General features: G+C 71.1%; 20 protein-coding genes and 1 pseudogene. 12 read left to right on the top strand and 9 right to left on the bottom strand.

Annotation, left to right across the window (positions count from 1 at the left end; all coding sequences use genetic code 11):
• Nucleotides 1-56 precede the first annotated feature (56 nt).
• The 5 genes from AAC944_RS33075 to AAC944_RS33055 all read left to right on the top strand — a co-directional run bounded on the left by AAC944_RS33075 (nucleotide 57) and on the right by AAC944_RS33055 (nucleotide 6,153).
• Nucleotides 57-1,283, top strand: coding sequence for an extracellular solute-binding protein (locus AAC944_RS33075; RefSeq protein WP_030608961.1), 1,227 nt, complete (start codon nucleotides 57-59; stop codon nucleotides 1,281-1,283).
• A 10-nt stretch (nucleotides 1,284-1,293) separates the two neighbouring features.
• Nucleotides 1,294-2,193 carry a carbohydrate ABC transporter permease gene (locus tag AAC944_RS33070; RefSeq protein ID WP_037771336.1) on the top strand — a complete coding sequence of 300 codons (900 nt, stop codon included), beginning with the start codon at nucleotides 1,294-1,296 and terminating at the stop codon, nucleotides 2,191-2,193.
• A 7-nt stretch (nucleotides 2,194-2,200) separates the two neighbouring features.
• Nucleotides 2,201-3,022, top strand: coding sequence for a carbohydrate ABC transporter permease (locus AAC944_RS33065; RefSeq protein WP_030608965.1), 822 nt, complete (start codon nucleotides 2,201-2,203; stop codon nucleotides 3,020-3,022).
• A gap of 33 nt (nucleotides 3,023-3,055) precedes the next feature.
• Nucleotides 3,056-5,347, top strand: a complete 2,292-nt coding sequence (gene yicI, locus AAC944_RS33060) for an alpha-xylosidase (RefSeq protein WP_051871435.1) — start codon at nucleotides 3,056-3,058, stop codon at nucleotides 5,345-5,347.
• Nucleotides 5,348-5,439: 92 nt separating this feature from the next.
• On the top strand, nucleotides 5,440-6,153 hold the full coding sequence (locus AAC944_RS33055) for a GH12 family glycosyl hydrolase domain-containing protein (protein ID WP_030608969.1): 714 nt from the start codon (nucleotides 5,440-5,442) through the stop codon (nucleotides 6,151-6,153).
• A 29-nt stretch (nucleotides 6,154-6,182) separates the two neighbouring features.
• Here the strand turns inward: AAC944_RS33055 and AAC944_RS33050 are convergent, their stop codons facing one another.
• Both AAC944_RS33050 and AAC944_RS33045 read right to left on the bottom strand, forming a co-directional pair.
• A complete protein-coding gene (locus tag AAC944_RS33050) occupies nucleotides 6,183-7,511 on the bottom strand; it encodes a sensor histidine kinase (RefSeq protein ID WP_051871436.1) in 1,329 nt (442 codons plus the stop codon).
• Between the two features lie 18 nt (nucleotides 7,512-7,529).
• Nucleotides 7,530-8,522, bottom strand: coding sequence for an AraC family transcriptional regulator (locus tag AAC944_RS33045; protein WP_196942792.1), 993 nt, complete (start codon nucleotides 8,520-8,522; stop codon nucleotides 7,530-7,532).
• 369 nt (nucleotides 8,523-8,891) lie between these two features.
• Here AAC944_RS33045 and AAC944_RS33040 point away from each other — a divergent pair, with 369 nt between their 5' ends.
• Both AAC944_RS33040 and AAC944_RS33035 read left to right on the top strand, forming a co-directional pair.
• Nucleotides 8,892-9,851, top strand: coding sequence for an alpha/beta hydrolase (locus tag AAC944_RS33040; protein ID WP_030608975.1), 960 nt, complete (start codon nucleotides 8,892-8,894; stop codon nucleotides 9,849-9,851).
• Nucleotides 9,844-11,478: a flavin-containing monooxygenase gene (locus tag AAC944_RS33035; protein ID WP_368396636.1), complete on the top strand. Its 1,635-nt coding sequence runs from the start codon at nucleotides 9,844-9,846 to the stop codon at nucleotides 11,476-11,478. The genes AAC944_RS33040 and AAC944_RS33035 overlap by 8 nt, the downstream gene beginning before the upstream one ends.
• A 356-nt stretch (nucleotides 11,479-11,834) precedes the next feature.
• Here AAC944_RS33035 and AAC944_RS33030 read toward each other — a convergent pair whose 3' ends face one another.
• From AAC944_RS33030 to AAC944_RS33015, 4 genes are all read right to left on the bottom strand, one after another.
• A complete protein-coding gene (locus AAC944_RS33030) occupies nucleotides 11,835-12,938 on the bottom strand; it encodes an NADH:flavin oxidoreductase/NADH oxidase (protein ID WP_030608981.1) in 1,104 nt (367 codons plus the stop codon).
• Nucleotides 12,939-13,550: 612 nt separating this feature from the next.
• Nucleotides 13,551-14,804 (bottom strand): GNAT family N-acetyltransferase, encoded by a 1,254-nt coding sequence (locus tag AAC944_RS33025; RefSeq protein WP_051871437.1) that lies wholly within the window; start codon nucleotides 14,802-14,804, stop codon nucleotides 13,551-13,553.
• Between the two features lie 382 nt (nucleotides 14,805-15,186).
• Nucleotides 15,187-15,519 carry a hypothetical protein gene (locus tag AAC944_RS33020; protein ID WP_030608986.1) on the bottom strand — a complete coding sequence of 111 codons (333 nt, stop codon included), beginning with the start codon at nucleotides 15,517-15,519 and terminating at the stop codon, nucleotides 15,187-15,189.
• A complete protein-coding gene (locus tag AAC944_RS33015) occupies nucleotides 15,516-16,733 on the bottom strand; it encodes a type III PLP-dependent enzyme domain-containing protein (RefSeq protein ID WP_030608989.1) in 1,218 nt (405 codons plus the stop codon). Before AAC944_RS33015 ends, AAC944_RS33020 begins: the two co-directional genes overlap by 4 nt.
• 755 nt (nucleotides 16,734-17,488) lie before the next feature.
• On the opposite strand from AAC944_RS33015, the pseudogene AAC944_RS33005 reads away from it, so the two are divergent.
• The 4 genes and pseudogenes from AAC944_RS33005 to AAC944_RS32990 all read left to right on the top strand — a co-directional run.
• Nucleotides 17,489-17,804: pseudogene (locus AAC944_RS33005) on the top strand (IS5/IS1182 family transposase); the annotation flags it as partial.
• Between the two features lie 1,212 nt (nucleotides 17,805-19,016).
• On the top strand, nucleotides 19,017-19,781 hold the full coding sequence (locus AAC944_RS33000) for a hypothetical protein (protein ID WP_196942794.1): 765 nt from the start codon (nucleotides 19,017-19,019) through the stop codon (nucleotides 19,779-19,781).
• Between the two features lie 2 nt (nucleotides 19,782-19,783).
• Nucleotides 19,784-20,374, top strand: coding sequence for a phage holin family protein (locus tag AAC944_RS32995; protein WP_196942796.1), 591 nt, complete (start codon nucleotides 19,784-19,786; stop codon nucleotides 20,372-20,374).
• Nucleotides 20,350-21,018, top strand: a complete 669-nt coding sequence (locus AAC944_RS32990) for a DUF3618 domain-containing protein (RefSeq protein WP_030608997.1) — start codon at nucleotides 20,350-20,352, stop codon at nucleotides 21,016-21,018. The genes AAC944_RS32995 and AAC944_RS32990 overlap by 25 nt, the downstream gene beginning before the upstream one ends.
• 92 nt (nucleotides 21,019-21,110) lie before the next feature.
• On the opposite strand, the gene AAC944_RS32985 is transcribed toward AAC944_RS32990, so the two are convergent.
• On the bottom strand, nucleotides 21,111-21,539 hold the full coding sequence (locus AAC944_RS32985) for a YkvA family protein (protein WP_368396634.1): 429 nt from the start codon (nucleotides 21,537-21,539) through the stop codon (nucleotides 21,111-21,113).
• 197 nt (nucleotides 21,540-21,736) lie between these two features.
• Between AAC944_RS32985 and AAC944_RS32980 the strand changes: the two genes are divergently transcribed.
• Nucleotides 21,737-22,441: a DUF899 family protein gene (locus AAC944_RS32980; RefSeq protein ID WP_368396633.1), complete on the top strand. Its 705-nt coding sequence runs from the start codon at nucleotides 21,737-21,739 to the stop codon at nucleotides 22,439-22,441.
• A 70-nt stretch (nucleotides 22,442-22,511) separates the two neighbouring features.
• Here the strand turns inward: AAC944_RS32980 and AAC944_RS32975 are convergent, their stop codons facing one another.
• Complete coding sequence (locus tag AAC944_RS32975) at nucleotides 22,512-23,420, bottom strand: bifunctional helix-turn-helix transcriptional regulator/GNAT family N-acetyltransferase (protein WP_030609004.1); 909 nt, start codon at nucleotides 23,418-23,420, stop codon at nucleotides 22,512-22,514.
• Between the two features lie 32 nt (nucleotides 23,421-23,452).
• A complete protein-coding gene (locus tag AAC944_RS32970; protein ID WP_030609007.1) occupies nucleotides 23,453-24,670 on the bottom strand; it encodes an MFS transporter in 1,218 nt (405 codons plus the stop codon).
• Between the last annotated feature and the right edge of the window lie 41 nt (nucleotides 24,671-24,711).

The following is a 24,711-nucleotide window of genomic DNA, read 5'->3' as shown; positions in this document are numbered from 1 at the left end:
GCCCACCTCGCACCGCCGTCGCACTTCCCAGAGCCGCCCTCGAACGGAGCTGACCCATGCACTCCCGCGCAGCAAGACCCGTGCTCGCCGTGGTCACGGCGGGCGCAGCGGTCGCGCTCGGTCTCACCGGGTGCGCCGCGGCACCGGACCCCGGCACGGTCACCGTGCTCAACTCGGCCACCGACACCGCCGAACACACCAAGAACCAGAAGTTCTTCGACCGCTGCGCCCGGCCGCTGGGGCTGCGCGTGGAGCAGCTCAGCGTCCCCGCAGACCAGGTGGCCTCCAAGGCGCTGCGGATGGCCTCGTCCCGTTCGCTCCCCGACATCCTGGAGCTGGACGGTTCCGAGCTGCCGCAGTTCGCGCTGACCGGCGGTCTGCGGCCGCTGGCCGACCTCGGCGTGGCCACCTCCGGCTTCTCCCGCAGCGCCGTCTCCCTCGGCTCGTACCAGGGCACCCGGTACGGTGTGGCGCGCTCGGCCAATTCGCTGGCGCTGTACTACAACCCCGACCTGCTGGCGAAGGCCGGCGTCGAGCCGCCCCGCACCTGGGCGGAGCTGCGTACGGCGGCGCGCAAGCTCACCGGGGACGGCACCTACGGCCTGGCCTTCAGCGCCAGTCCGGACGCCGACGGGGTCTACCAGTTCCTGCCGTTCTTCTGGTCCTCGGGCGGTGACGAGGCCCGGCTCGGTGACGGCGGCGGCGCGAAGGCGCTGGGGCTGTGGAAGCAGCTGGTGGCGGACCGGTCCGTGTCCAAGGCCGTCGTCAACTGGAACCAGCAGGACGTCAACGACCAGTTCGTCGCGGGCCGCGCCGCCATGATGATCAACGGACCGTGGCAGGTGCCGGTGCTCGACGCGCAGAAGAAGACTCGCTGGGCGGTCGCCTCGATCCCGGTGCCGGAAGCGGGCGGCACGGCCGTCGCGCCCATCGGCGGCACCGTCATGACCGTACCGAAGAGCGACACCCCGGACCGCGAGCGGAACGCCGCGAAGATCCTCGACTGCCTCAACACCCCGCGGAATCAACTCGACTGGGGCAAGGCGACCAACAACGTACCGACCCGCACCGCCGCCGCCAGGACGTACGCGGAGCAGAATCCCGAGCTCGCCCCGTTCGCCGAGCTGGTCGCCACCGCCCGGTCCCGCACGGCCCGGGTCGGCACCCGGTGGCCGGCCGTGGGGGACGCGCTCGCGGGCGCCTTCCAGTCCGTACTGACCGGCCGGAGCAGCCCGGAAGCGGCCCTGCGCCGCGCCCAGCAGCAGGCCTCGACGGGGAAGTGAGACACCGGCCATGACCACTCTCACCCGGCGCCCCGCGCTCCTCCGCTGGCTCTTCATCGCGCCCGCGCTCATCTACATGGCGGCCTTCTTCGGCTACCCGCTGGTCCGCAATCTGCTGATGAGCTTCCAGCACTACACGCCCACCACCTACTTCACCGGCGAGGCCCCCTTCAACGGCCTCGACAACTGGCGTGCGGTACTCGCCGATCCGCTCTTCACCGACGCGCTGTGGCACACCGCGCTGTTCACGGCCGGGTCACTGCTCGGCCAGTTCACCATCGGCCTCGCGCTGGCCGTCTTCTTCTCCCGGCGGTTCCGCCTCGCCGGGCTCGTCCGGGCCGTCCTGCTGCTGCCCTGGCTGGTGCCCATGGTGGTGTCCGCCGTCGTGTGGCGGCGCATCCTCGACCAGGAGCACGGTGTCCTCAACACCTTCCTCCAGGCCGTCGGCCTGACCGACGGCGGGGTGCCGTGGCTGAGCAGTCCGAGCGTGGCGCTGCTGTCCGCCGTCCTGGTCAACATCTGGATCGGCATCCCGTTCAACATGGTCATCCTCTACGGCGGCCTCCAGGAGATACCGCGCGAGCTGTACGAGGCGGCCGCGCTGGACGGCGCGCGCCCCTGGCGGGCGTTCCGCTCCCTCACCCTGCCGATGCTGCGGCCGGTGATCACGGTGGTCCTCGTCCTCGGCTTCATGTCCACGGTCAAGATCCTGGACCTGATCCTGGCCCTCACGGCGGGCGGCCCCGCCGACGCCACCCAGACCCTGGGCACCGTCACCTATCAGCTGTCCTTCCTGCGCCTCGACTTCGGCCAGGGCGCCGTCGTGGGCACCGTCCTCATCCTGGTCAGCGCGGTCTTCGCCGTGCTGTACCTGCGCGCGAACCGCGCCGACTTCGGCAAGGGGAAGTGATCTCGAAGTGCTCCCGACACCTGCTCGCCGGCTGCGCGGCGCCTGGAACACCGCCGCAGCGCTGCTGATACTCGCCGTGCTGCTCTTCCCGGTCTACTGGATGCTGAACACCGCACTCCAGCCCGCGTCGGGCATCGCGGTCGACTGGTTCCCGAGCGATCCCGGCCTGACGAGCTTCCGGCTCGCGCTGGAGAGCCAGGGCCGTTCGATGCTCACCAGCCTGGCCGTCGCGCTCGGTGCCGTCGCCGTCTGTCTCGCGCTGGCGGCGCCCGCCGCGTACGGGCTGGCGCAGTCCGCGCTGCGCGGCGGCCGCAGCGTCGTCTTCACCACGCTCATCACGCAGATGGTGCCGGGCATCGTCATCGCCAACGCCCTCTACAGCGCGTACGCCGAGCTGGGGCTGGTCAACTCCTACCTCGGGCTGATCCTGGCCGACGCCTCGCTCGGGCTGCCGTTCTCCATCGTGCTGCTGCGTGCGTTCATGGTGTCCCTCCCCGGTGAGGTGATCGAGGCGGCACTGGTCGACGGCGCGAACCGCTTCACCGCCTTCGTCCGCATCGTGCTCCCGATGAGCCGCAACGCCCTCATCACGGCCGGGCTGTTCACCTTCCTCTTCGCCTGGTCGGACTTCATGTTCGCGCTGACCCTCAACACCACCGACGACGTCAAGCCGGTCACGCTCGGCATCTACCAGTTCGTCGGCGCCCACGTCAGCGACTGGGGCGCGGTCATGGCGACGGCCGTGCTGTCCGCCGTACCCGCCGCGGTCCTGCTCGTCGTCGCACAGAAGTACATCGCCGCGGGCATCGCCGGCGGCTCCGTCAAGTAGCCAACGCGCCGTACCGGAAAGGCTGTTCATCTGATGAAGTTCACCGACGGCTACTGGCTGATGCGGGACGGCGTCGATGCGTCGTACGCCACCGAGATCACCGGCACCCGGGCAGCGGACGACCGCTTCACCCTCTACGCCGCCGTACGCCACGTCCGGCACCGCGGCGACACGCTCAACGCCCCCCTGCTGACCGTGGAGTGCTTCTCGCCCGCCGAAGGCGTCATCGGCGTCCGCGCCACCCACCACGCCGGCACCGCCGACCGCGGCCCCCACTTCACCCTGCGCACGGCGCCGGACAGCACACCCGCCGGCAAGGTGCACCGCGACGGCACCGTGCTCGAACTGACCACCGGAGGGCTGTCGTTGCGAGTCGACACAGCGGCCCCGTACCGGCTCGACTTCACCGCCGACGGCCGCCCCCTCACCACCGCCGGGGCGCGCGGCACCGGGTTCGCCACGACCCCCGACGGCGCCCACCACTCCCTCGCCCAGCTCTCCCTCGGCGTCGGCGAGCTGGTGTACGGGCTGGGCGAGCGCTTCACACCGTTCACCCGCAACGGGCAGCGGGTGGACATCTGGCAGGCGGACGGCGGCACCGCCAGCGAACAGGCCTACAAGAACGTCCCGTTCCACCTCACCAACCGCGGCTACGGCGTCTTCGTCAACCACCCTGGCCAGGTCTCCTACGAGGTGGGCTCCGAGGCGGTCGGCCAGGTCCAGTTCAGCGTCGAGGACCAGAGCCTGGAGTACTACGTCGTCCACGGCCCGTCGCCGAAGGAGGTACTGGACCGCTACACCGCGCTGACCGGCCGCCCCGCGCTGCCGCCCGCGTGGTCGTTCGGGCTGTGGCTGTCCACCTCCTTCACCACCTCCTACGACGAGGACACCGTCACCCGCTTCGTACGCGGCATGGCCGAGCGCGACATCCCCCTCGGCGTCTTCCACTTCGACTGCTTCTGGATGCGCGCGTACCAGTGGTGCGACTTCACCTGGGACCCGGCGGTCTTCCCCGACCCGGAAGGAATGCTGCGGCGCCTCAAGGACCAGGGCCTGCGCATCTGCGTGTGGATCAACCCGTACATCGCCCAGAAGTCCCCCCTCTTCGAGGAGGCCGCCCGCCTCGGGTACCTGGTCCGCAGGCCGGACGGCAGTGTCTGGCAGTGGGACATGTGGCAGGCCGGCATGGGCCTGGTCGACTTCACCCACCCCGGGGCGCGCGAGTGGTACGCGGACAAGCTGCGCGGGCTGCTCGGGCAGGGCGTCGACTGCTTCAAGACCGACTTCGGGGAGCGCATCCCCACCGATGTCGTCTGGCACGACGGAGCCGACCCGGCCCGGATGCACAACTACTACACCCACCTCTACAACCGCACGGTCTTCGAGACGCTCACCGCCGAGCGCGGCGCGGACGAGGCCGTGCTCTTCGCGCGCTCCGCGACCGCCGGCGGCCAGCAGTTCCCCGTGCACTGGGGCGGCGACTGCGAGTCCACCTTCGGCGCCATGGCCGAGTCGCTGCGCGGCGGCCTCTCCCTGGGCCTCTCCGGCTTCGGCTTCTGGAGCCACGACATCGGCGGCTTCGAAGGCACGCCGAGCCCCGAGGTCTTCAAGCGCTGGGTGCAGTTCGGTCTGCTGTCCTCGCACAGCCGGCTGCACGGCAGCACCTCGTACCGCGTGCCGTGGGACTACGACGAGGAAGCCGTCGCCGTCACCCGCGACTTCACCCGGCTCAAGCACCGGCTGATGCCGTACCTCTTCCACGCGGCCCGGCAGGCGGCGGAGCACGGTACGCCGGTGATGCGCGCGATGCTGCTGGACTTCCCCGGCGACCCGGCCTGCCACACCCTCGACCGGCAGTACATGCTCGGCGACGACCTGCTGGTGGCGCCGGTCCTCAGCGCCGACGGCACCGTGGAGTACTACGTGCCGGACGGGGAGTGGACCCACCTGCTCTCCGGCGAGCGGGTATCCGGACCGGGCTGGCGGCGCGAGACCTACGGCTTCGACAGCCTGCCCCTGCTCGCCCGGCCCGGCTCCGTCATCCCCTTCGGCAGCACGTCCGACACCGCCGTCAGCGACTGGCGGCACGACGTGACCCTGCGCGTGCACCGGCTCCGTGACGGCGAGACGGTGACCACCAGGGTCCCGGCCCCGGACGGCGCACCCGACGCGGTGTTCCGCACCCACAGGGACGGCCCGCGCGTCACCGTCCGGGCCACCGGGGCCCCCGGCCCCTGGCACGTGCTCCTCACCCAGACCGGCACCTTCCTGACGGCCCCGCCCGGAACCCCGGAACTGTCCGCACGACTCGACGCGGACGACTGAGCCGAGGGCGGCAACCTCCCTCCGGCGAGCAGCGACCAGAGGGTGTACGGCGGTACAGCGCGACTCCCCCACAGCACAGGAAGGGTCTTCCCATGGCACACCGCAGCCCGCGCCCCGGCACCCGGCTCCCGCTGGCCCTCGCCGCGGCCTTCACCGCCCTGCTCGGCTTCGCCGCGGCCCCGGCCCAGGCCGCCACCTGGTCCTCCTCGGAGCCGTTCGGCTCGTACACCACCCCTGACGGCTACACGCTCTACAACAACGTCTGGGGATCGGGCGCCGGTTCCCAGACGATCCGGGCCGAGTCCGCCTCGGAGTGGGAGGTGACGGCCGACCACCCGGCCACCTCCGGCGTGAAGTCCTACCCCAACGCGAAGAAGGTCATCAACAAACCGCTCAGCAGCATCACCTCGCTGACCAGCTCGTACGACGTGAGCGTGCCGGCGTCCGGCGCGTACAGCACCGCGTACGACATCTGGGACAGCGACTACGACCACGAGGTCATGCTCTGGGTCAACCACACCGGCGCCGTCGGCCCGATCGGCACCGAACAGGCCACCGTCACCCTCGGCGGCGCCACCTGGAAGGTCTACAAGGGCGACAACGGCGCGAACCAGGTGTACTCGTTCCTGCGCACCTCCGACTCCTCGGCGGGCACGGTCGACCTGCTGCCCGTCCTGCGGTGGATCCAGCAGCAGGGCTGGTGGGGCGACGAGACCATCGGCGACGTCCAGTTCGGCTACGAGATCACCTCGTCCCCGGGCGGCCTGGACTTCGCGACCCGTTCCTTCCGCGTCACCGGCGGCTAGCGGCTTCGTCAGCTCTGCCGGCCGGTCCGTCAGCCGGCGGTCCGCGGCGGGGCCGGGAGTGTGGCGTGCACCCGGAACCCGCCGTCGGGCCGGGGGCCGCTCTCGATGTCGCCACCGGCCAGACGTACCCGCTCGGCGAGGCCGATCAGGCCGTGTCCGCCGCTGGGCAGCAGGGGCCCGGCGCCGTCGGGGGCCGCTTCGGCCGGGCGGCCCGCCGGGCCGTTGGTGACGCTCACGCTGAGCGTCCCGGACCCGTAGGCCACGCGGACGTCCGTGGCCGCGCCGGGCGCATGCTTGTGCACGTTCGTCAGCGCTTCCTGCACGACGCGGTAAGCGGCCCGCTCGACGGGTTCGGCGAGCGGCCGGGGCTCGCCCTCGCTGTGCAGCGTGACGGGCAGCCCGGCGGCACGTGAGCTGTCGGCCAGCGCGGCGACCCGGCTGACGGCAGCGGTAGCAGGAGTTGCCGCGGCGTCGCCGTCCCCGTCCGTTGTCCCTGCGCCTGCTCCTGCCCCGCCTCCGTCCGCGTCCGCGGTCTCGGGGCCGCCCTTGAGCAGGCCCAGCATCTCGCGCAGCTCCGTGAGCGCCTGCCGGCCGGCCGTCTGGATGATCTGCGCGGCCTCGGCCGTCACCTTCGGGTCGTGCGCCACGGTGGCCAGCGCGTTGGCGTGCACCACGATCAGGCTCACCTGGTGCGAGACGACGTCGTGCATCTCACCGGCGATCCGCTGGCGCTCCTCGGCCCGTGCGGCCTCCGCGAGGAGCCGCTGCTCCCGTTCGGCGCGCTCGGCCCGTTCCACCAGCCCGGCGAGCACCGCCCGCCGCTCCCCCACGTACAGCCCCAGGAGCAGCGGCACGAGGACCGCGAGCACGAAGTTGACCAGGAAACCGCCGGCCAGCATGCGCGGATGCGTCCAGGCCTCGGCCTTCCAGGGGATGACCAGCAGGAGTCCGGCCCCGGCCGTCGCCCAGGCCGTCCGGCGGCTGTGCGGTCCGCGGTACGCGCCTTCGGCGTAGTAGGCGAAGGGCTGGACGAAGGACGAGACCTGGAAGGCCTTCGCAACGAGCGCGACCGCCAGTGTGACCTCGGGAAGCCGGCGCCGCACCAGGAGGGGCAGCGCGCCCAGGGCGGCGAGCAGCAGGTTGGCCCACGGTGCGGCCGGTCCGAGGTACGGGTTCTTCACGCTGTTCCAGACCGACAGCCCCAGGACGGCCACCGTGATGACCACGTCCACGACGGCCGGCGACCGCAACGGGAACCGCCGGGAGCGGTCCGACGCGGACATCCGAGGGCTCTCCGGCACGACGAGCCAGGAGCGGACGGAGCGCCGGAAGTGCTGGTTGTGGCTGCTGCTACTCACCCGGCGAGGATAGGCGGCTCACCGGTCCGATGTCCCTCGGACCACGGTCCGCCAGCGGCGGCGTGCCCGGAGGAAGCTCGACCAGTCCTGGTAGCCGAGCTGCCGGGCGATCTCGTAGCGCGGGACCGAGGGGTCGCGGAGCAGGGTCTCGGCGAGGCCGCGCCGCACCTCGTCGAGGATCGCCCGGAAGGTCGTGCCCTCGTTCTCCAGGTGCCGCCGCAGGGTCCTGGGGGCGTAGTGCAGCTGCTCGGCGACCTCCTCCAGGCTGGTGGCGAGCGAGTCCTGGCCGAGCAGCTGGGCGCGGACCCTGGCCGAGACGCCGGTGCGGTGCAGGCGCTCCGCCCGGACCCGCTCACACTGCTCGGCCATGACGAGCGCGGTGTGCGGGTTCGCCATCGGCGGCACCTGGTCGAGGTACCGCACGTCGAAGACCAGCTCGGTACGGGGACGGCCGAAGCGCACCGGGACCCGGTAATGGTCCCGGTACACCGCGCGCCGCCGGGTCTCGCCGATCTCGTGCGCCAGCCTGATCTCGCGCAGGGGCACCTGGCCCGGCCCCGGGAAGACCTCGCGCTGGAGCTGGACGGTGGCGGCCACGTCCCGCTCGACGACGAACCGCCGGATGTCCTCGGGCACGTCATCGGACGCCATCCCCAGTACGTACTGCCCCGGCTCCCTGACGTGGGCCGACATCGTCGAGAAGGCGAAGGTGAGCGGCATGTACCGCAAGCCGTACCGGAGGGTCTCCCGCACCGACGAGCACGCCGCGAGCAGATAGCCGAAGTAGCCGTACGCGGTGAGGTGGTAGCACCGCCCGAGCTCGGTGCCCAGTCCGGCCCGGTCGTCGAACGCGGTGAGCAGGTTACGGATCACCACGATCTCCTGCTGCGCCTCGATCAGCCCGTCCGGGTCGGCCAGCCGCCACGGGTCGATGCGGGACCCGCGCAGCAGCGTGCCGAGACCGGCTCCCTGCCGGACGGCCCACTCGCACAGGATCGATACGCCGACCATCGTCCGCGGGTGGTCCCAGGAAGCCCCGGTTCTCCCGGCCGCGGGCCTTTCATGAGCCGTCGTCATCGTCGTCCCCCTCACTGCGGGGCGTCGCGCACGCACCGGCACCGGGGCGGTGGCCGGAACTGCCGAGTTCTGGCCCCGACTGCCCTGCCGTTGAGCGGCATCCGACCTTACCGTGGTGCGCCATGAGCCCGTGAGCCCGCAAGCGCGTGAACCCGTGAGCCCGTAACACGCGCGACCGACGAGAAGGCACCGGAAGCCGAAGCCGAGGACCCGTAAGCCGAGACCCGTAAACCGAAGCCCCCTAAGCCGGAGACGCGTAAGCCGAAGACCCATGAGCCGAGAACCGAAGAAGGTGAGGGTGTCATGCCGCTGGAACCCGTGTCCCACGCATTCCTGGCCCAGCTGGCCGCGGCCGGTGGCCCGGCGGCCCACGAGTCGACACCGGCGATCGCCCGGATGAGCGGGCCGGTACTCGCCGGTCTGAGCGGCCGGGGCCCGGAGGTCGGAGCCGTCCGGAACCACAGACTCGACGGCAAGGGGGGCCGGTTCCGGATCCGCGTACTGGAGCCCGAGGGCGTGCCGCAGGCGATCATCGTCTACTTCCACGGCGGCGGCTGGGTGCTCGGCGACATCGACCTGCAGTACGACCACGTGGGCCGCCGGCTGGCGAACATGACCCGGTCGACCGTGGTGCTCGTCAACTACCGCAAGGCCCCCGAGCACCCCTTCCCGACCGCGCTCGAGGACAGTTGGACCGGCCTGGAGTGGGTGGCCGGGCACGCCGCGGAACTGGCTCCCGAGGGCGTGCCACTGATCGTCGCCGGCGACAGCGCGGGCGGGAACATCAGCGCGGTGATGACGCTGTGGGCACGCGACAAGGCGGGGCCGAAGATCGACTACCAGATCCTCGTCTACCCCGTGACCGACTGCGACCTGAACACGGACTCCTGCCTCGCGCCCGAGAACCAGCTGATGCTCAGCCGGGACACCATGGTGTGGTTCTGGGACCACTACCTCGCGGACGAGGAGGCGCGCACGCACCCGGACGCGTCACCGCTCCGCGCCGCAAGCCACGCGTGGCTGCCCCCGGCGCTGGTGTACGTCGCCCAGTACGACCCCTTGCACGACGAAGGGGTCGCGTACGCGAAGGCGTTGCGGGACGCCGGGGTGCGGGTCACGCTCGCGGAGGCCGAGGGGCAGATGCACGCGTACTTCCAGATGGCGAACATCCTGCCCGGTCAGGACGAGGGCATGAAGGTCGTCGCCGACCACATCAACCGCTTCGTCGCCTCGTTCGCCAAGGAAGGCGCCCGCCATGCCTGATCACCACGTCATGTCTGCGCCCCACTCCACGTCCCGACACCACGACGTCCTCATCATCGGTGCCGGATTCGCCGGCCTCTACCAGCTGTACCGGCTGCGCCGCCTCGGGTTCGACGCCCGGATCATCGAGGCCGGCGACGACGTCGGCGGCACCTGGTACTGGAACCGCTACCCGGGCGCCCGCTGCGACATCGAGTCGATCGAGTACTCGTACTCCTTCGATCCGGAGCTCCAGCAGGAGTGGAACTGGAGCGAGCGGTACGCGGCCCAGCCGGAGCTGCTGTCCTACGCGCGGCACGTCGCGCACCGGTACGGCCTGCGCGAGGACATCACCTTCGGCACCCGCGTCGAACGGCTGGACTGGGACGAGGACACGCACCGCTGGACGGTGACGACGGACGACGGTACGTCCCGGACGGCGCAGTACGTGATCGCGGCGACCGGGTGCCTCTCGGTACCGTCCCGGCCGGTGTTCGAAGGGCTGGACGACTTCTCGGGCGAGGTGTACTGGACGTCCCGCTGGCCGCACGAGGACGTCGACCTGGCGGGCAAGCGCGTCGCCGTCATCGGCACCGGTTCGTCCGGCGTGCAGACGATCACCGCGATCGCCCCGGCCGTCGCGGAACTCACGGTCTTCCAGCGCACACCGAGCTTCGCCGTACCGGCGCACAACGGGCCGAACGAGGAACGCCTGGCGGCTGCCAGGAAGCGCTACCCCGAGATCCGGGAGCACAGCCGGATGTCGCGTACCGGATTCGGCTGCCCGGAGGGCATGCGGTCCCTGGCGGAGGCCGACGCCGAGGAAGCCCGGCGCGAGTTCGACAAGCGGTGGGCCGACGGCGGCCTGTGCTTCTCCAGCGCGTTCACGGACATCCTCAGGGACGCCGGCGCCAACGAGATCGCCGCGGAGTACGTACGCGGCCGGATCCGCGAGAAGGTCAGGGACCCGGAGCTGGCCGAGAAGCTGTCGCCGCGTACGTACCCGATCGCCAGCAAGCGGATGTGCGTCGACACCGGCTACTTCGAGGTCTACAACCAGCCCCACGTGTCGCTGGTCGACCTCAACGTGCAGCCGATCCGGCGCGTCACCGAGCGCGGGATCGTCGTGGGCGAGGCGGGGCGCGAGCGCACGTACGCGTTCGACGTCATCATCCTCGCCACGGGCTTCGACGCGATGACCGGTGCGCTGCGCGCCATGGACATCCGCGGCGCCGCCGGAACCCTGCGCGAGAAGTGGGCCCACGGCCCGCGCACGTATCTCGGCCTGATGTCGGCCGGCTTCCCGAACCTGTTCATGGTCACCGGCCCGCAGAGCCCGTCGGTGCTGTCCAACATGCTGACCTCGATCGAGTACCACGTCGACTGGATCACGCGCGCGCTGGAGCACCTGCGCGAGCACGGGCTGAACCGTATGGAGGCGGCGCCCGAGGCCGAGGACAACTGGGTGAACACCACCAACGACCTCGCGGCCCTCACCCTCATGCCCCAGGCCGCCTCCTGGTACATGGGCGCCAACATCCCCGGCAAACAACGCGTCTTCATGCCCTTCATCGGCGGCGTCGGCACGTACAGGCAAATAGGCGACGGAGTGGCGGTGGCCCACTACCACGGATTCGAACTGACCTGAGCCACGGGAACCGCGCCTGTTCCAGGGCGGTTCGGCACCGCCGATGTCATCGATGACGCCGGTGTCGCCGGTGTCGTCGGTGTCGCCGGTGTCGCCGGTGTCGCCGGTGTCGCCGAGGGCATCGAAGCGGTCGTCCAGCCGTGCGGCCAGCTCCCGTACCGGCAGATCGCGCAGGCGGGCCGCGGTAAGCGCTGGTCTTCACCTCGAACGTCGATACATCATCGAGAACGCTGCCTCGGCCGTCTTCCGAAGTGTGCCGGCAAGACACGGACGGACGAGCACGACGAAGGGGGCCGGCACCGGAGTGGTGTCGGCCCCCTCTACGCGGCCCCTGGCCGCAGGGATGGTCGGAAGTGTCAGACCGCGCGGTGGTACGGCTGCGCGACGTGCGGAGTGGCGCCCAGCTCACGCGCGGCCAGCTGCGCGAAGTACGGCGTACGCAGCAGTTCCCGGCCGATCAGCACGGCGTCGGCTTCCCCGTCCGCGACGATCTTCTCCGCCTGCTGCGCCTCGGTGATCAGACCGACGGCGCCCACCGGCAGCCCGGTCTCCTCCTTGACCCGCGTGGCGAACGGCACCTGGTAGTTCGGCGCCGCCTCGATCTTCGCGTCCGGCGCGTTACCGCCGGTGGAGGTGTCCAGCAGGTCGACACCGTGCGCCTTCAACTCGGCAGCGAACCGAACGGTCTCGTCGGCGGTCCAGCCGGTACGCCCGTCTTCCGGGTTCTCGCTCAGCCAGTCGGTCGCCGAGATCCGGAAGAAGAGCGGCAGGTCCTCGGGCCACACCGCCCGCACCGCGTCCACGACCTCCAGCGCGAAGCGCACCCGGTTCTCGTACGAGCCGCCGTACTCATCGGTGCGCCGGTTGGTGAACGGCGACAGGAACTCGTTGATCAGGTACCCGTGCGCGCCGTGAATCTCGGCGACCTGGAAGCCGGCCTCCAGCGCCCGCCGCGCGGTCGCCGCGAACTGCTCCACGATCTCCTTGATCTCCGCCACGGACAGCTCCGCCGGCTCCGTCGACTTCTCGTCGAACGCCACCGCACTCGGCCCGACCGGCTGCCAGCCGTACCCCTCACCAGGCGCGATCGGCGCACCGCGGTCCACCCACGTCCGCTCGGTCGAAGCCTTCCGGCCGGCGTGCGCTATCTGGATGCCGGCGACCGAGCCCTGCGCCTTGATGAAGTCGGTGATACGACGGAAAGCGGCGACCTGGGTGTCGTTCCACAGCCCCAGGTCGTACGGGCTGATGCGGCCCTCAGGGCTGACGGCGGCGGCCTCGGTGATGATCAGGCCGGTGCCGCCGACGGCGCGGGCGGCCAGGTGCTGGAAGTGCCAGTCGTTGGGCGCACCCTGCTCGGGGCCCTCCGGCGCCGCCGAGTACTGGCACATCGGAGCCATCCAGAGACGGTTCGGAATGGTCAGCTGCCGGAGAGTGATCGGCTCGAACAGTGCGCTCACAACGGGCTCCCTGTACGTGAACGAGGGCGGGGCTCCGGTACGCAACCCGAAGCCTTGGTACGAGAAACATCGTAGTACGGAGGCCGTCGAACTAGACAGACAACCCGACGACTCGATGCCGAACTACGACGCCTCTCGTACAACGGGGGCATGCCGCGAATCATTCCTCGTCCGGCACATCGAGATACCCGTCACACGCCACTCCCCGTCTCACCATTTCGCTTCGGTGGGTAGCCGGACAATCACGGCCGGGGATCGCTCGGGCCGCCGGCATGACCGCGATCGCCCACGGTTGCCGGAGCTGAGCAGGCCTCTGGCCTCAACGGTTGCCGGAGCTGAGCGGGCCTCTGGCCTCATAAGCCACCCCCGTCTCAGGCCATATGCCGCACCCCGAGGCCATCCCCGGGGTGCGGGGAGTACCTGATGTCCGGCCCGAAGAGAATCACCACGTCAGGACCGTTCCCGCAGATGTGGCCGCTCGGTCGTCCCTGACCCGTCGACGCCGAAGCACTGTGTCCATCAGACGAGCAGTTCGGCCGGCGGATGCCCCCAGCAAGCCGCCGTTGACGACCGAGCCGCCTCCTCACACCGGGTCCGGGGCTGTCGGCCGGGTCAGAAGAGCATCGGGCAGAACGGTGCGGGATCGTGATGAAAGGCGTGTGTGGTCGCGGCCACCGCGCCGGCGCGGTGCTCCGTGACGCGACCGGCCGCGGCGAGCTGCTTGAGGGACGTACCTCCCAAATAGACGGCGCCCAGTTCCCAGGCCGACAGCGACAGATCCGCGGCCGCGGTGGTGCGCGCGCAGTCACCGCCGTCGACGCCGGTCCGCAGCCGCCAACGCCCCTGGTTCCAGGGGCAGTCAGTGTCGGCGACTTCGATCACCACGTCGGCCTCGGCCGCGTATCCGCGTTCTCGCAGGGCGCGTCCGAGGTCGACCACGCGTACGTAGAGCTGATCGCGCACGACGGGCACCGCGCTTCGCGGATCGGCCAACAGAGCCAGGACGGGGTCGTCGACGGGCCGGTCGGCGTGCACCGCTCCGGCGAGGTCGATGTCGAGCAACGCGCGCCATACGCTCGTGTACGCGAGCGGGTCTTCGGCGAACAGCTCGCGGACATGGACGTCGTAGCGCGGGTAGGAGTCCTCCCAGCGGGCGGTCAGCGAGTACAGCGCGTATCCGCGCGGTCGGCTGCTCTCGCCCCGGTCCTCGGCGAGCACGCACAACAGGCGGCCTGCCTTGCCGCGGCGTTCGGGCAGGTCCAACAAGGCGCGACGGGTCCACGCATCGTCGCGGTGGAAGGCTCCGGGACGCCGGTCCGGCGCGCCTTGGTGGATGCGCGCGATGTCCGCGACGCACTCCGCGGGGTCCACGACGCGTACGGGCAGCGGCGGTTCATCGTACGGGTGCGTCATGTCGCGGGCATGGCGCGGAATCCGCAGGTGGATCGCGCGGGTGGCGCTGCCGAACCCGAAGCGTCCGTAAATCGCCGGTTCGGTGGTGTGCAGGGCGGCGACGGGCTCCTCGCCGCGCTCGTGCAGGCGGGCGAACGTGCGCACCATCAGACCGCGCATCAGACCGCGGCGCCGATGTCCGGGGTCCGCGGTGACATAGCTGATGCCGGCGACGGGGCGTCGGCCGCCAGGCACGCCCATGTCGAGGGAGTAGACGGCGAGCGTGGCGCAGGTGCGGCCTCCGCGGTGCGCGAGCAGCGAGCGTTGTGGCTCGAACACCGCGGCGAGCACGTCCTGATACGCGGAGGCGGCGTCGTATCCGCCGTAAGCCAGTGCCACCGTGTCGGAAAAACGGTCCCAGGAATCCGGGGCGGCGAATTCGTACCCATCGGCACACACGGACGTCTGATCCATGGGCGGCCACACCTCACAGACAAGGGGAGCTGATCATCGGATCTCGATCCGCTGATTTTCAAGTTCTTCACGTCGAATCGATGATTTTCCGGCGTCGGCCGGTCCACGGTCCTCGGCCTCAATCGGGCATTCGACCGCTCAACATGCTTCATACGACACGGACAAACTGTCAAGGCTCGTTGTGAATCTTCACCGGGACGGGCGTGCGGCGGACCGGCGCATTCGGCGGCACAGGAACAGACCATTCGAAGCGATGGCGCCCTGGAAACGGAGGAGACCATTCGCCCCAGGTCCAGGAGGACTGACTTCGGCGCCCTATGATCTCCGGAACCCGACTACATCGACGTGGACACCAGCGCGGGCGACTTCGCGGAGACCCGGTTCACACGGCGAATCCGTGCGGCCGTGACTCGATGCAGACGAGCACCGGCGGCAACACCATCGACACGAGGGTCCACAAGACACTGGCGCGTACGCCCGCACCGAGCTCGTCGGACCGGACGCTCGCCGACGCGCTCGCCCTTCCGCCGGCGGCCGACCCAGCCGAACGGGCGAACGCGACCGACCACGCCCACAGCGACGGACTGGGCGACGTCCTCCGGTACGGCCCGGCGCGATTCTCGACCACGCGCACCTCGAGAGCCTCGCGCGCCGGATCGGACGGCGACTGCCGGCGATCGACACCTTGGCGCTCGGTGGCGCGCAGCCTCTTCACCGAATCCGGGTTCCCCGCTCGCGGACCACCGTATGGCCGCCGGACCCAGTCGTCGCGAAGACCGGCGGCTGCGGACGCACCCACACATGCGCGAACGGCATGTCATAGGCGCCCACGCACCCCACCAGGACCAGGTCTTCCGGCCCGAGCGACGCGGGCCCCGGCACCCCGCGTGCGAAGACGTCGCCCTCGTAGCAGTTGTTGCCGTACACGTCGAACGACTCGAACGACTCCGAGGGAGGTACCACACCTGTGTTCGATGACGCGTCGACTCGCGCGAACTCGATCGGGTGCGGGCGCGATTTGACCGTGCGGGAGAGATGGGTCCCGGCATCGAGCACCACGAGGTCGGGGGCGTCGGTGCGTCGCTTGCGCACGGCCACCCGGGCCACGAGCACACCGTGTTCCTCCACGAGGCTGCGCCCCGGCTCGATCACCAGGCGCACATCTTCGGGCCGCAGGCCGATGAGGCGGCACTCCTCGGCGACCTCTGCAGCGAAATCCCGCCATGGGGCTCGGGGGTCGGCGGTGTCGCGGCGAGGTGGGAAACCGCCGCCCAGGTTCAGGACGAACGGCTCGCCGGACGCCCCGGCCCACACCCGCAGGGTCTCGCACCACCGACTCAGCGCGGCGCGGTACGTCCCGGGGCCACTGACCAGCGTGCCCACGCCCAAGTGCACACCGCGCACTCCGATGCCGGCGTCGGCGAGGAGACGCCACGCGTGCGGCGCCTCGCCGGGCAGCAGTCCGAAGCGCGACCACCTCCCCGACGCGGTCGGCATCGCGAGCCGCAGACACACGCGTGGCGTAGCGCCGAAATCCCGGGCTGTAGCGGCGAAGTGCTCGGCCTCGCTCAAGGAGTCGACCTGGACACCGACACCGAGGGACACGGCGTGCGCCAGCTCGGCGGCATTTTTCACGGGGCCGTCGAAAAGAATATTCCGCGGCGCGAAACCGTCATCGAGCGCGGTCCGCAATTCCGCTCCGGAAACAACCTCGGCTGTCGCTCCCAGGGAACACAGAAGCTGCGTGAACACCGTAAGTGGGTTGCTCTTGTACGAGTACGCGAGCGTGAAACGAGGGAACCATTCACGCCAGGCATTGTCCATCGCCGAGAAATCCCGTTCGACGCCGCTCGGATCAACCACGTAGAACGGCGTCGGCGTTACCAGAGCCAGCTTTTCGGCCAGATATTTGAACCGCTTGGCTATCAAGATCGCTCTCCTGGAACTCCCGCACAATGACTGTGACGCGCTCAATGTAGAGCATCTGATCAGGACCCCGTCGACACGACGAGGGAAATCACCCGGGGCTCACACTGCACAGCGCGATGTCGCAAAGTCGCCGCCATTTCGACAAGATTTCGACGATTGATGACCACGTGCACTGGGCGCCCTGCTCACCTACGGGCTCACCGCCGCCCGCCTCCGTGGCCACGCCCTTCACCGGGAACACCGCACAAAGCACCCAGCACCCAGCACCGGTCCGTCTCTGCATCCAGATGGACGAGGACCACCCCGAGTACCGCCGGACCGTCGACAACGCCGACAGTGACGACGGTGACGACGAGGCAGAGAGACCTGAGCCACGAGGGAACGCGAAACCCAGATGTGCGACGGCGCCGCCGGCAGCGTCTCCCGCATCGACGCCTCCGCCAGACGGCAACCGTCTGCACCTGGCTCCCCGGCGCCCTGCGAAAGTGCTGACTCGCCGTTCAGCCGATGCCGAGTTCAGCCAGGGCCTGCGCGCCGTCCAGGAGGAGCGTGTCCGAAAGATCGCGTAAGTCCATGATCTGACAGGCTGGCCGAGGCCCAGCCTCGGGCCTCGGCCGAGCCGGGACGGACAGACATGACGGACAACGAATCCCCGGCCGCAGGGCCGGTCGGGGACGAGCTGGTGGACGAGGTTGTCGAGCGGCTGACGGACCGCGCCGACGCCTCAGGAGCCGCCTTGCCGGGCGAGGGCGGGCTGCGCGATCGACTCCGCCAGCGTGCGGGCCCCCAAGGGGGCGGCTGACAGGACCGGATCCGACCGACCACGGCAAGAAGGGGTACGACTACCAGCACCTGCGGCGCCGGCCGCCCTCCCGCTGCACCCGGCACCGTCTCGCCCGCAAGGCATCGAGTCATCCCAACGACCGGGCCGGCACCGCTGGGTCGTGGAACGGGACCATGCCCTGACTGTCCGGCTGCCGACACCTCCACCGCCACCATGAGCGTACGCCGGAACACTTCCTCGCCTTCACCGCCGCCGCGCCCCTCATATGCCACCGCCGGCTCATCAACCGACACGAAGACTCACAGTCGGTCTCTCCACACCGGCTGGCCGCGGAGGATGCGGCCCGCCACCGTCCTTGCTGTCCTGCTCGCAAGTTCTTCTGTCGTGGGACTGGTCATCGGGACTCCAGGCGGAGCAGGCCGAAGGCCACCACCCGCGCACGTCGGCGAAGCCGCGGTCGGGTGACCAGCCATGGAAGAGCCGGCATCGACCTGCTCGCTCCAGTGTGCACATCTTCGTCCTCATCCACCGAGGCCGCGACGATCGGAATGCTGCGCTCAGCTACCAGAAGGGCACTGAAGCAGCACAGGCGCCCGTTGCCGTGGGCGACGAGCCGGGTGCCGCCACGTTCGACAGGTGGCCGCCAGGCCCGACAGGCGGCCGGCCGGATCGGATCGGTGGTGGCCTGACGGCACGTCGCGGCCCGCTGTCGCGCGGCGGGCGGAGAGCCAGGCCACTCCCCCGCTTGCAGGGCGCGCAAAGTGATCACAGCAGACAAGTGGTGCACAGGTCGACGAAGGGAGTGGTGGTGGCGACCAAGGTGGTGGTGGCGTTGTCTGCCGGGTCGGCGGAGCGGGACGGTGCAGCCGACCGGGCCGGTCGTTTGTCCGCTGGCGGTGTCGACGAGGGAGGGAGTCGTCCAGGGGGAAGCCGCCGGGGACGGCACGGCGGACCCGGGCGACCTCGCAGAACGCCTGGTGCCCTACTTCGGCACTTCGGCACTTCGGCCACACCGGCCCGGCGCTGGTGTGGCGACAGCAGGCGGCGTCCCCGAAGCATCTGAAACCTGCCGGACGGGTCTTGCGCGTCGCGCGGCCGGGCAGGTCGGCACGGGCCGGGTGGGCGACTACGACCGGTCGTACCCGGAGATGCCCGGTGGCGGCTACGCTCCTCCGGTCCCGGGCAGCCGCGTGGCGTAGCCGGGCTGGAGCAGTTCGCCGAGCCCGCACGTACCCGCTTCTCGGTCGGGGGCGCCTGGCGCCCGCATCCACGACGGGCCCGCGCCGGGATCGTGCCTGGCAGCAGGGCCGGTGGGGCCCGGGCGTGCCGCCGGTCCGCCGGCCCGCCCGGTACTCACCGTCCACGCCTCCTCGCGCCGTGTTCCCGTCACCGCCTTCCGGGCTTCGCTGCGTCGCGCGGTGTTCCGACCAGGGGCAGGGGTACCCGCCGACCGCTTTGCACGCCAGCTTCGAACGTCAGCGAATCCTGAGGGAGGAGCCATGGCTCGAACCGAAGGGCCCCACCACCCCGCACGTGAGCAGGCGTCAACGGTCGGCGGTACGGCCCGGCAGGAGGCCCAGCACGGTGCGCGAGTGGCACAGGAGAAAGGGCAGGAGGTAGTGGGCACGGCCCGCGAGGGCGCGGCGGAGGTCGCCAAGGAGACCGCCGCGCAGGGCCGGTACCTGTACGAGAGGGCCAGGGACCAGGCGGCCGGTGAGACCGGAGCCCAGGTCCGGCGGATGGCGGCCGGCCTGCGCCGCATCGCCGACGACCTGCGTCACATGAGCGACGAGGCCAAGCCCGACTCGCCCGCCGCGTCCCTGGTACGGCAGGCGGCGGACCGCGGGCAGCTGCTCGCCGACCGCCTCGACCGCCGGGGCCCTGACGAGCTGCTGAACGAGGTGAAGGACTTCGCGCGGCGCCGCCCCGGCCTGTTCCTCGCCGGAGCGGCACTGGCCGGCTTCGCCGTGTCGCGCATCGGCCGGGGTATCAGCACCGCCGCGAGCACGCCGTCCGGGACCGCCGGTGCAGAACGCCCGTCGGTGGCCGCATCCGGTCCGGCCGTGGGTACGGTCCCGCCGGTCGCGTACGAGGCGGAGGAGGCAGCCCGGTCCGTGCAGGAGGAGCCGTCGCAGCAACAGCCGGACCGCCCGCTCACGACTCCGGGCCCGCCGCCGCGGACGTCGGAGGACGTGCCGCCCGTCCAGCCGCCGCCCGGCTCGGCATCGCCGCGGGGCACCCGGCGGTCCGGTGGGGAGTGGTGACCGTGTCCGGTCGACGCCCCGGACAGCCGGGGACGCCTCGGTCCGGTGACGCCGGGCAGCGCGAACCGCGGTCCGGCCCTCCGGCGGACCGCACCACCCGGCCGGTCCCCCGGCCCGGCACGCCGGCCGAGCCGGAGCACGAGACCGGCGGTACCGGGCGGCCCACCACGGAGCACGAATCCGGCGGTACCGGGCGGCCCACCACGGAGCGCGATACGTCGTCCTCGGTGGGCGAGCTGATCAGTGATGTCACCAGCGACCTGGCGCGGCTGGTCGGCAACGAGCTGGCGCTCGCCAAGGCGGAGCTCAAGGAAGAGGGCAGGAAGGCGGGCCGGGCCGCGGGCATGTACGGCAGTGCGGGGTATGCGGTCGGCCTCGCGCTGCTCCTGGCCAGCCTGGCGGCCGTCTACGGTCTCGCGCACGTCATCGGCCTCGCCTGGGCCGCCTTGGTGATGGCCGCCGTGTGGGCGGTGGCCGGCGCGGCCCTCTACGCGGCGGGCCGCCGGCGGATGCGTTCCGTCCAGCCGACGCCCGAACGGGCGAAGGATTCCCTCAGGGAGGACGTGAAATGGGCACGACACCCGACGAGCTGAGGCAGGAAGCCGACGCCACACGCACGCACCTCACGCAGACCGTGGACCAGCTGGCCGATCGGGTGAGTCCGCCGCGGGTGGCCCGCCGGAAGGCCGGGGCCGCGCGCGACCGGCTCAGCACGATCAAAGACAAGGTGATGGGCACGTCCGGGCCCGGCGGCCCGATGGCGGGCGAGAAGGTGGGCGAGAAGGTACGCGGCGCCACGGAACAGCTGACCCAGCAGGCCAAGGAGGTGCCCGAGCGCCTCGGGGACCAGGCCCAGCAGGCACCCGCGCGGATCCGTGCGCAGACCCAGGGCAGTCCGCTGGCCGCCGGACTGATCGCGTTCGGGGCCGGCATGCTCACCGGCGCACTGTTCCCGGCGACGCCCGTGGAGGAGCGGATGGGGCGGGAGGTCCGCGACCGCTCCGAGGACCTGGTGCAGCCGCTGAAGGAGACGGCGCAGGAGGCCGCCCGGAACGTACGCGAGCAGCTGCGCGAGCCTGCCCGCCAGGCCGCCTCAGCCGTGCAGGAATCCGCGGAGGAGGCCGGCCGGTCCACCAAGGAGCAGGCCAAGGAGTCGGGTCGGGAGGCCGGCGAAGAGATCCGCCGGACCGGCCGCCGCACCACTGGTGAGGCCGGCCGCGAGCCCGAAGGCCCGTAAGGACGCTCCCCATCGAACGTACCGCTCGACACCGGAGGCCCCGGCCCTAGCAGGTCGGGGCCTCCGGCCCGGCCCGAGGTCGCAGGTCAAGGCTATTGAGTTGTGGTGGTGGGCAGGCCGGCCAGGCGGCGTACGGCGTCGAGTCCGTCGTCGGTGCCGGGCCAGTGGCGGGTCAGCGCGTCCGCTCCGGCATGGCGGACGACCGAGCGCAGCACGACGGCGACCACGATGGCGTCATCCGCGTAGCCCAGGACGGGGATGAAGTCCGGCACCACGTCGAGGGGCATCGCCAGGTAGCCGAGCAGCAGCCACAGCCGGATGCGCACGCCACGGGGGAGGGTCCGGTCGCGGGCGAGGCGGGGGATGAGCCGCAGCAGGTCGGGCAGCAGCCGGACGGCCTCGGTGAGCAGGTTGCCGCGGGGGCGGACGAGGGCCAGGGCCGCCAAGGCGAGCAGCCAGAGCAGAAGCAGCCCGCCGGCGACGGCCAGGGATACGGACAGCCAGGTGCACCAGGTGCTCACGAGCGGTCCCTTTCCTCGGCGGAGCCAGGCCGTACCGCGGCCCGTACTGTTGCGGCGACCGGGCAGTACCTCACCTGCCGCAGTGTGACAGGGGCGCATGACCACGACCGGCACCTGACGAAGCACTACCAGGTTCCCGGTTCACTTGGCGGCCCTCGCGCGCGGGCCGACAATGGCGGCAACGCAGCAGCCACCACATGCCGGTCGACCAGGAGGCAGCGATGCGTCAGACCCATCTCACCGGGGAGTCGGCTGAGTACACCAGTGCGCGCGAGAAGCTGCGCGAAGCCGAGATCGACCTGATGCGCCATCGCGAACAGGTCGCTGAGATGCGCCGCCGGCTGCCACTGGGTCCTGTCGTCGAGGACTACGTGTTCGAGGAAGGCCCCGCGGATCTGAACGCCGGTGACACGCCGGTACAGACCGTGCGACTGAGCCAGTTGTTCACCCGGCCCGATCGCGATCTGGTCGTCTACCACCTCATGTACGGCAAACAGCAGACGCAGCCCTGTCCCATGTGCACGATGTGGATCGACGGTTTCAACGGAATCGCCCACCACATCGCGCAGAACGTGGACCTCGTGATCGTCGCGGCGGCCGATCCGCCCGCTCTGCGCGCGCACGCCCGGAGCCGGCGGTGGACGAACCTGCGTCTGCTCAGTGCCGGAGCGACCTCCTTCAAGTACGACCTCGGCAGCGAGGACGCCGAGGGCAACCAGGACTCGACCGTGTCGGTGTTCACCCGCGACAGCGACGGAGCGGTGCGCCACTTCTACTCGGCCCACCCGAGGATGTCCGACGACATCGAAGAGCGCGGCATCGACCTGCTCGCCCCGGTGTGGCACCTCCTCGACCTCACCCGCGGAGGCCGCGGCGATTGGCGTGCCGCGCTCAACTACTAGGCTTGGGACAAGGGCACCCTCACTCCGCAACTCCCCGGCGAACACTCGGCGTGAGGGGGCGGGACGCCTGTCAAGGGATGAGCCGTTTCTCGAACCAGTGGTGGGCGTAAGGCTCGTCGTTGAAGGCGGGGACCTCGGTGTATCCGCTGTTGCGGTACAGGCCGGTGGCGGCCTTCAGGGCTTTGTTGGTGTCGAGTCGTACCAGGTCGCTGCCGTGCCGGGCGGCGCGTTCCTCGAGTTCGGACAGCAGGCGCCGGGCCAGGCCGAGGCCCCGGGTGCCGGGGCAGACCCACAGCCGCTTGATCTCGGCGGGTGCTCCGGCCGGCAGCTTGAGCCCGGCGCAGCCCACCGGCTCGCCGTGCAGCCGGGCGACGAGGAACAGGCCGCGTGGCGCGCGCAGTTCGCCCGGGTCGGGCAGCAGGCTGTGGGCGGGGTCGAAGCCGCCCTCGAAGAGCTCCTGCAGTTCGGTGGCGTAGGACCGCAGACAGTGCACGGCGTCCGGGTGGCCGGGGTCGAGCACGTCCACGGAGACCAGCGAGGCGGTCAGCAGCCGCTCGACCTCTGCCATGGCCGAGGTCAGCCGGTCCCGCTGCCGGGCATCGAGCGGGTCGAGGAGCGAGGTGGCGAGTGCGTCGCTGCGGTCGTCGAGAAGGGCCCGCTCCGCGCGCCCGGCCTCGGTCAGCCGTACGGTGCGCACCCGCCGGTCGTGGGGGTGGGGCTCGAGGGTGATGAGGCCGTCGCGCTCCAGTGCCCGCAGCAGCCGGCTCACGTAGCCGGAGTCCAGGCCGAGCCGGGCCCGTAGGCCGCGGACGTCGTGCGTGCCCTCTTCGCCGCCGCCGTCGCCGTCGCCGATCTCCCAGAGCAGGCGGGCCTGCCCGTAGGGGCGTGCGCTGCCCAGGTAGGAGTCGTGCAGTACTCCCACGCGCTCGGCGACTGTCCGGTTGAAGCGCCGTACCTGCTCCACTTGCTCCGCCGTCATTCTCTGACCTTAGTCAGGTAATGACGGGCGGGTCAAAGCGGCGCATGCGAGGGGTCCCCGCCCTCGGGTAGTGGCCTGCGGAGCAGGTAGCCGCCCGTGCAGGCTGCCAGTACGGCTACGCAGGCCGTGAAGGTGAGGCCGGCCCCGCGGAGGCCCAGGGCGAGGGTGAGGGCGCCGACGCCGACCACCGGAAGGGAGATCCCGGTGTAGGCGACCACGAAGAAGGTGGAGATCGTGCCGCCGCGGTGCTCGGCCGGCGCGGCGGCGGCCACGGACGTCAGGGCCGCGCGGAAGGCGAGTCCCTGGCCGAGGCCGCCGCACACGGCGCCGATGATGAGGAGCGGCAGGGACTCGGCGGTGAGCGAGGCCGCCACGAGTGCGAGGCCGGCCACGAGGACCAGACAGCCGTACGGGAGCGCCCGGCGCGCGCCGAGCTTCTCCGTCAGCGACTGCCCGGCCGTCGAGCCCAGGAAGACCGAGAAGACGACAGCGCCGGACACGGCGAGGTCGGCCACGCCCAGCGTCTCGGACACGAAGGTGGGGGCCACCGCCGTGAAGAGTCCCAGCAGTGAGAAGCCGGCGAAGGCCGCGAGGGCCGAGGGCGCGAAGACCGCGCGCGCCTCGGACGGTACGACGATGCCCTGTGGCTGGAGGCCCGGCCACCGCTCGGGGTGTGCGACGGTCTCGGGCAGCAGCAGGACCAGTACGCACGCCGCCACGAGCAGGGCGAGGTGTGCCAGGTAGGGCAGGCTGAGCGGCCACGGGGCGTACTGGGCGAGGATGCCGGCGAGCAGCGGGCCGCAGCCGAGGCCGCCCATGTTGGCGGCTGCGGCGGCGAATCCGGCGCGTGACTTCCGTTCCTCCGGCGCCAGTTCGAGCACCGCTGCCGTGGCCGCGCCGCTGAACAGCCCCGCCGAGAAGCCGGAGAGCAGTCGTCCGGCGAAGAGCAGCGGCAGGCCGCCCTCGCTCAGGAAGCACACCGCGCTGAGCGCCGAGAAGGCAAGCGCCGCGAGCAGTACGGGGCGGCGGCCGACACGGTCGGAGTAGTTGCCCGCGAGCAGCAGGACGGTGATGACGCCGATCGCGTAGACGGCGAACACCACCGTCACCATCAGCTCCGAGAAGCCGAGCTCCTGGCGGTACAGCCCGTAGAGCGGGGTGGGCAGCGTGGTGCCCGCCATGCCCACGGCGAAGACGGCCGCCGCTGCCGGGTACCCGGGGCGGCGGCCCGCGTCGTGACGAACGATCATGTCCCCACGGTACGAGCCGGTCCCCGCCGGGGCCCGTCAGT

The sequence above is a fragment of the Streptomyces sclerotialus genome (genome assembly GCF_040907265.1).
In the GTDB taxonomy this organism is placed as follows: domain Bacteria; phylum Actinomycetota; class Actinomycetes; order Streptomycetales; family Streptomycetaceae; genus Streptomyces; species Streptomyces sclerotialus.
This window is presented reverse-complemented; position numbering and strand designations above follow the sequence as displayed.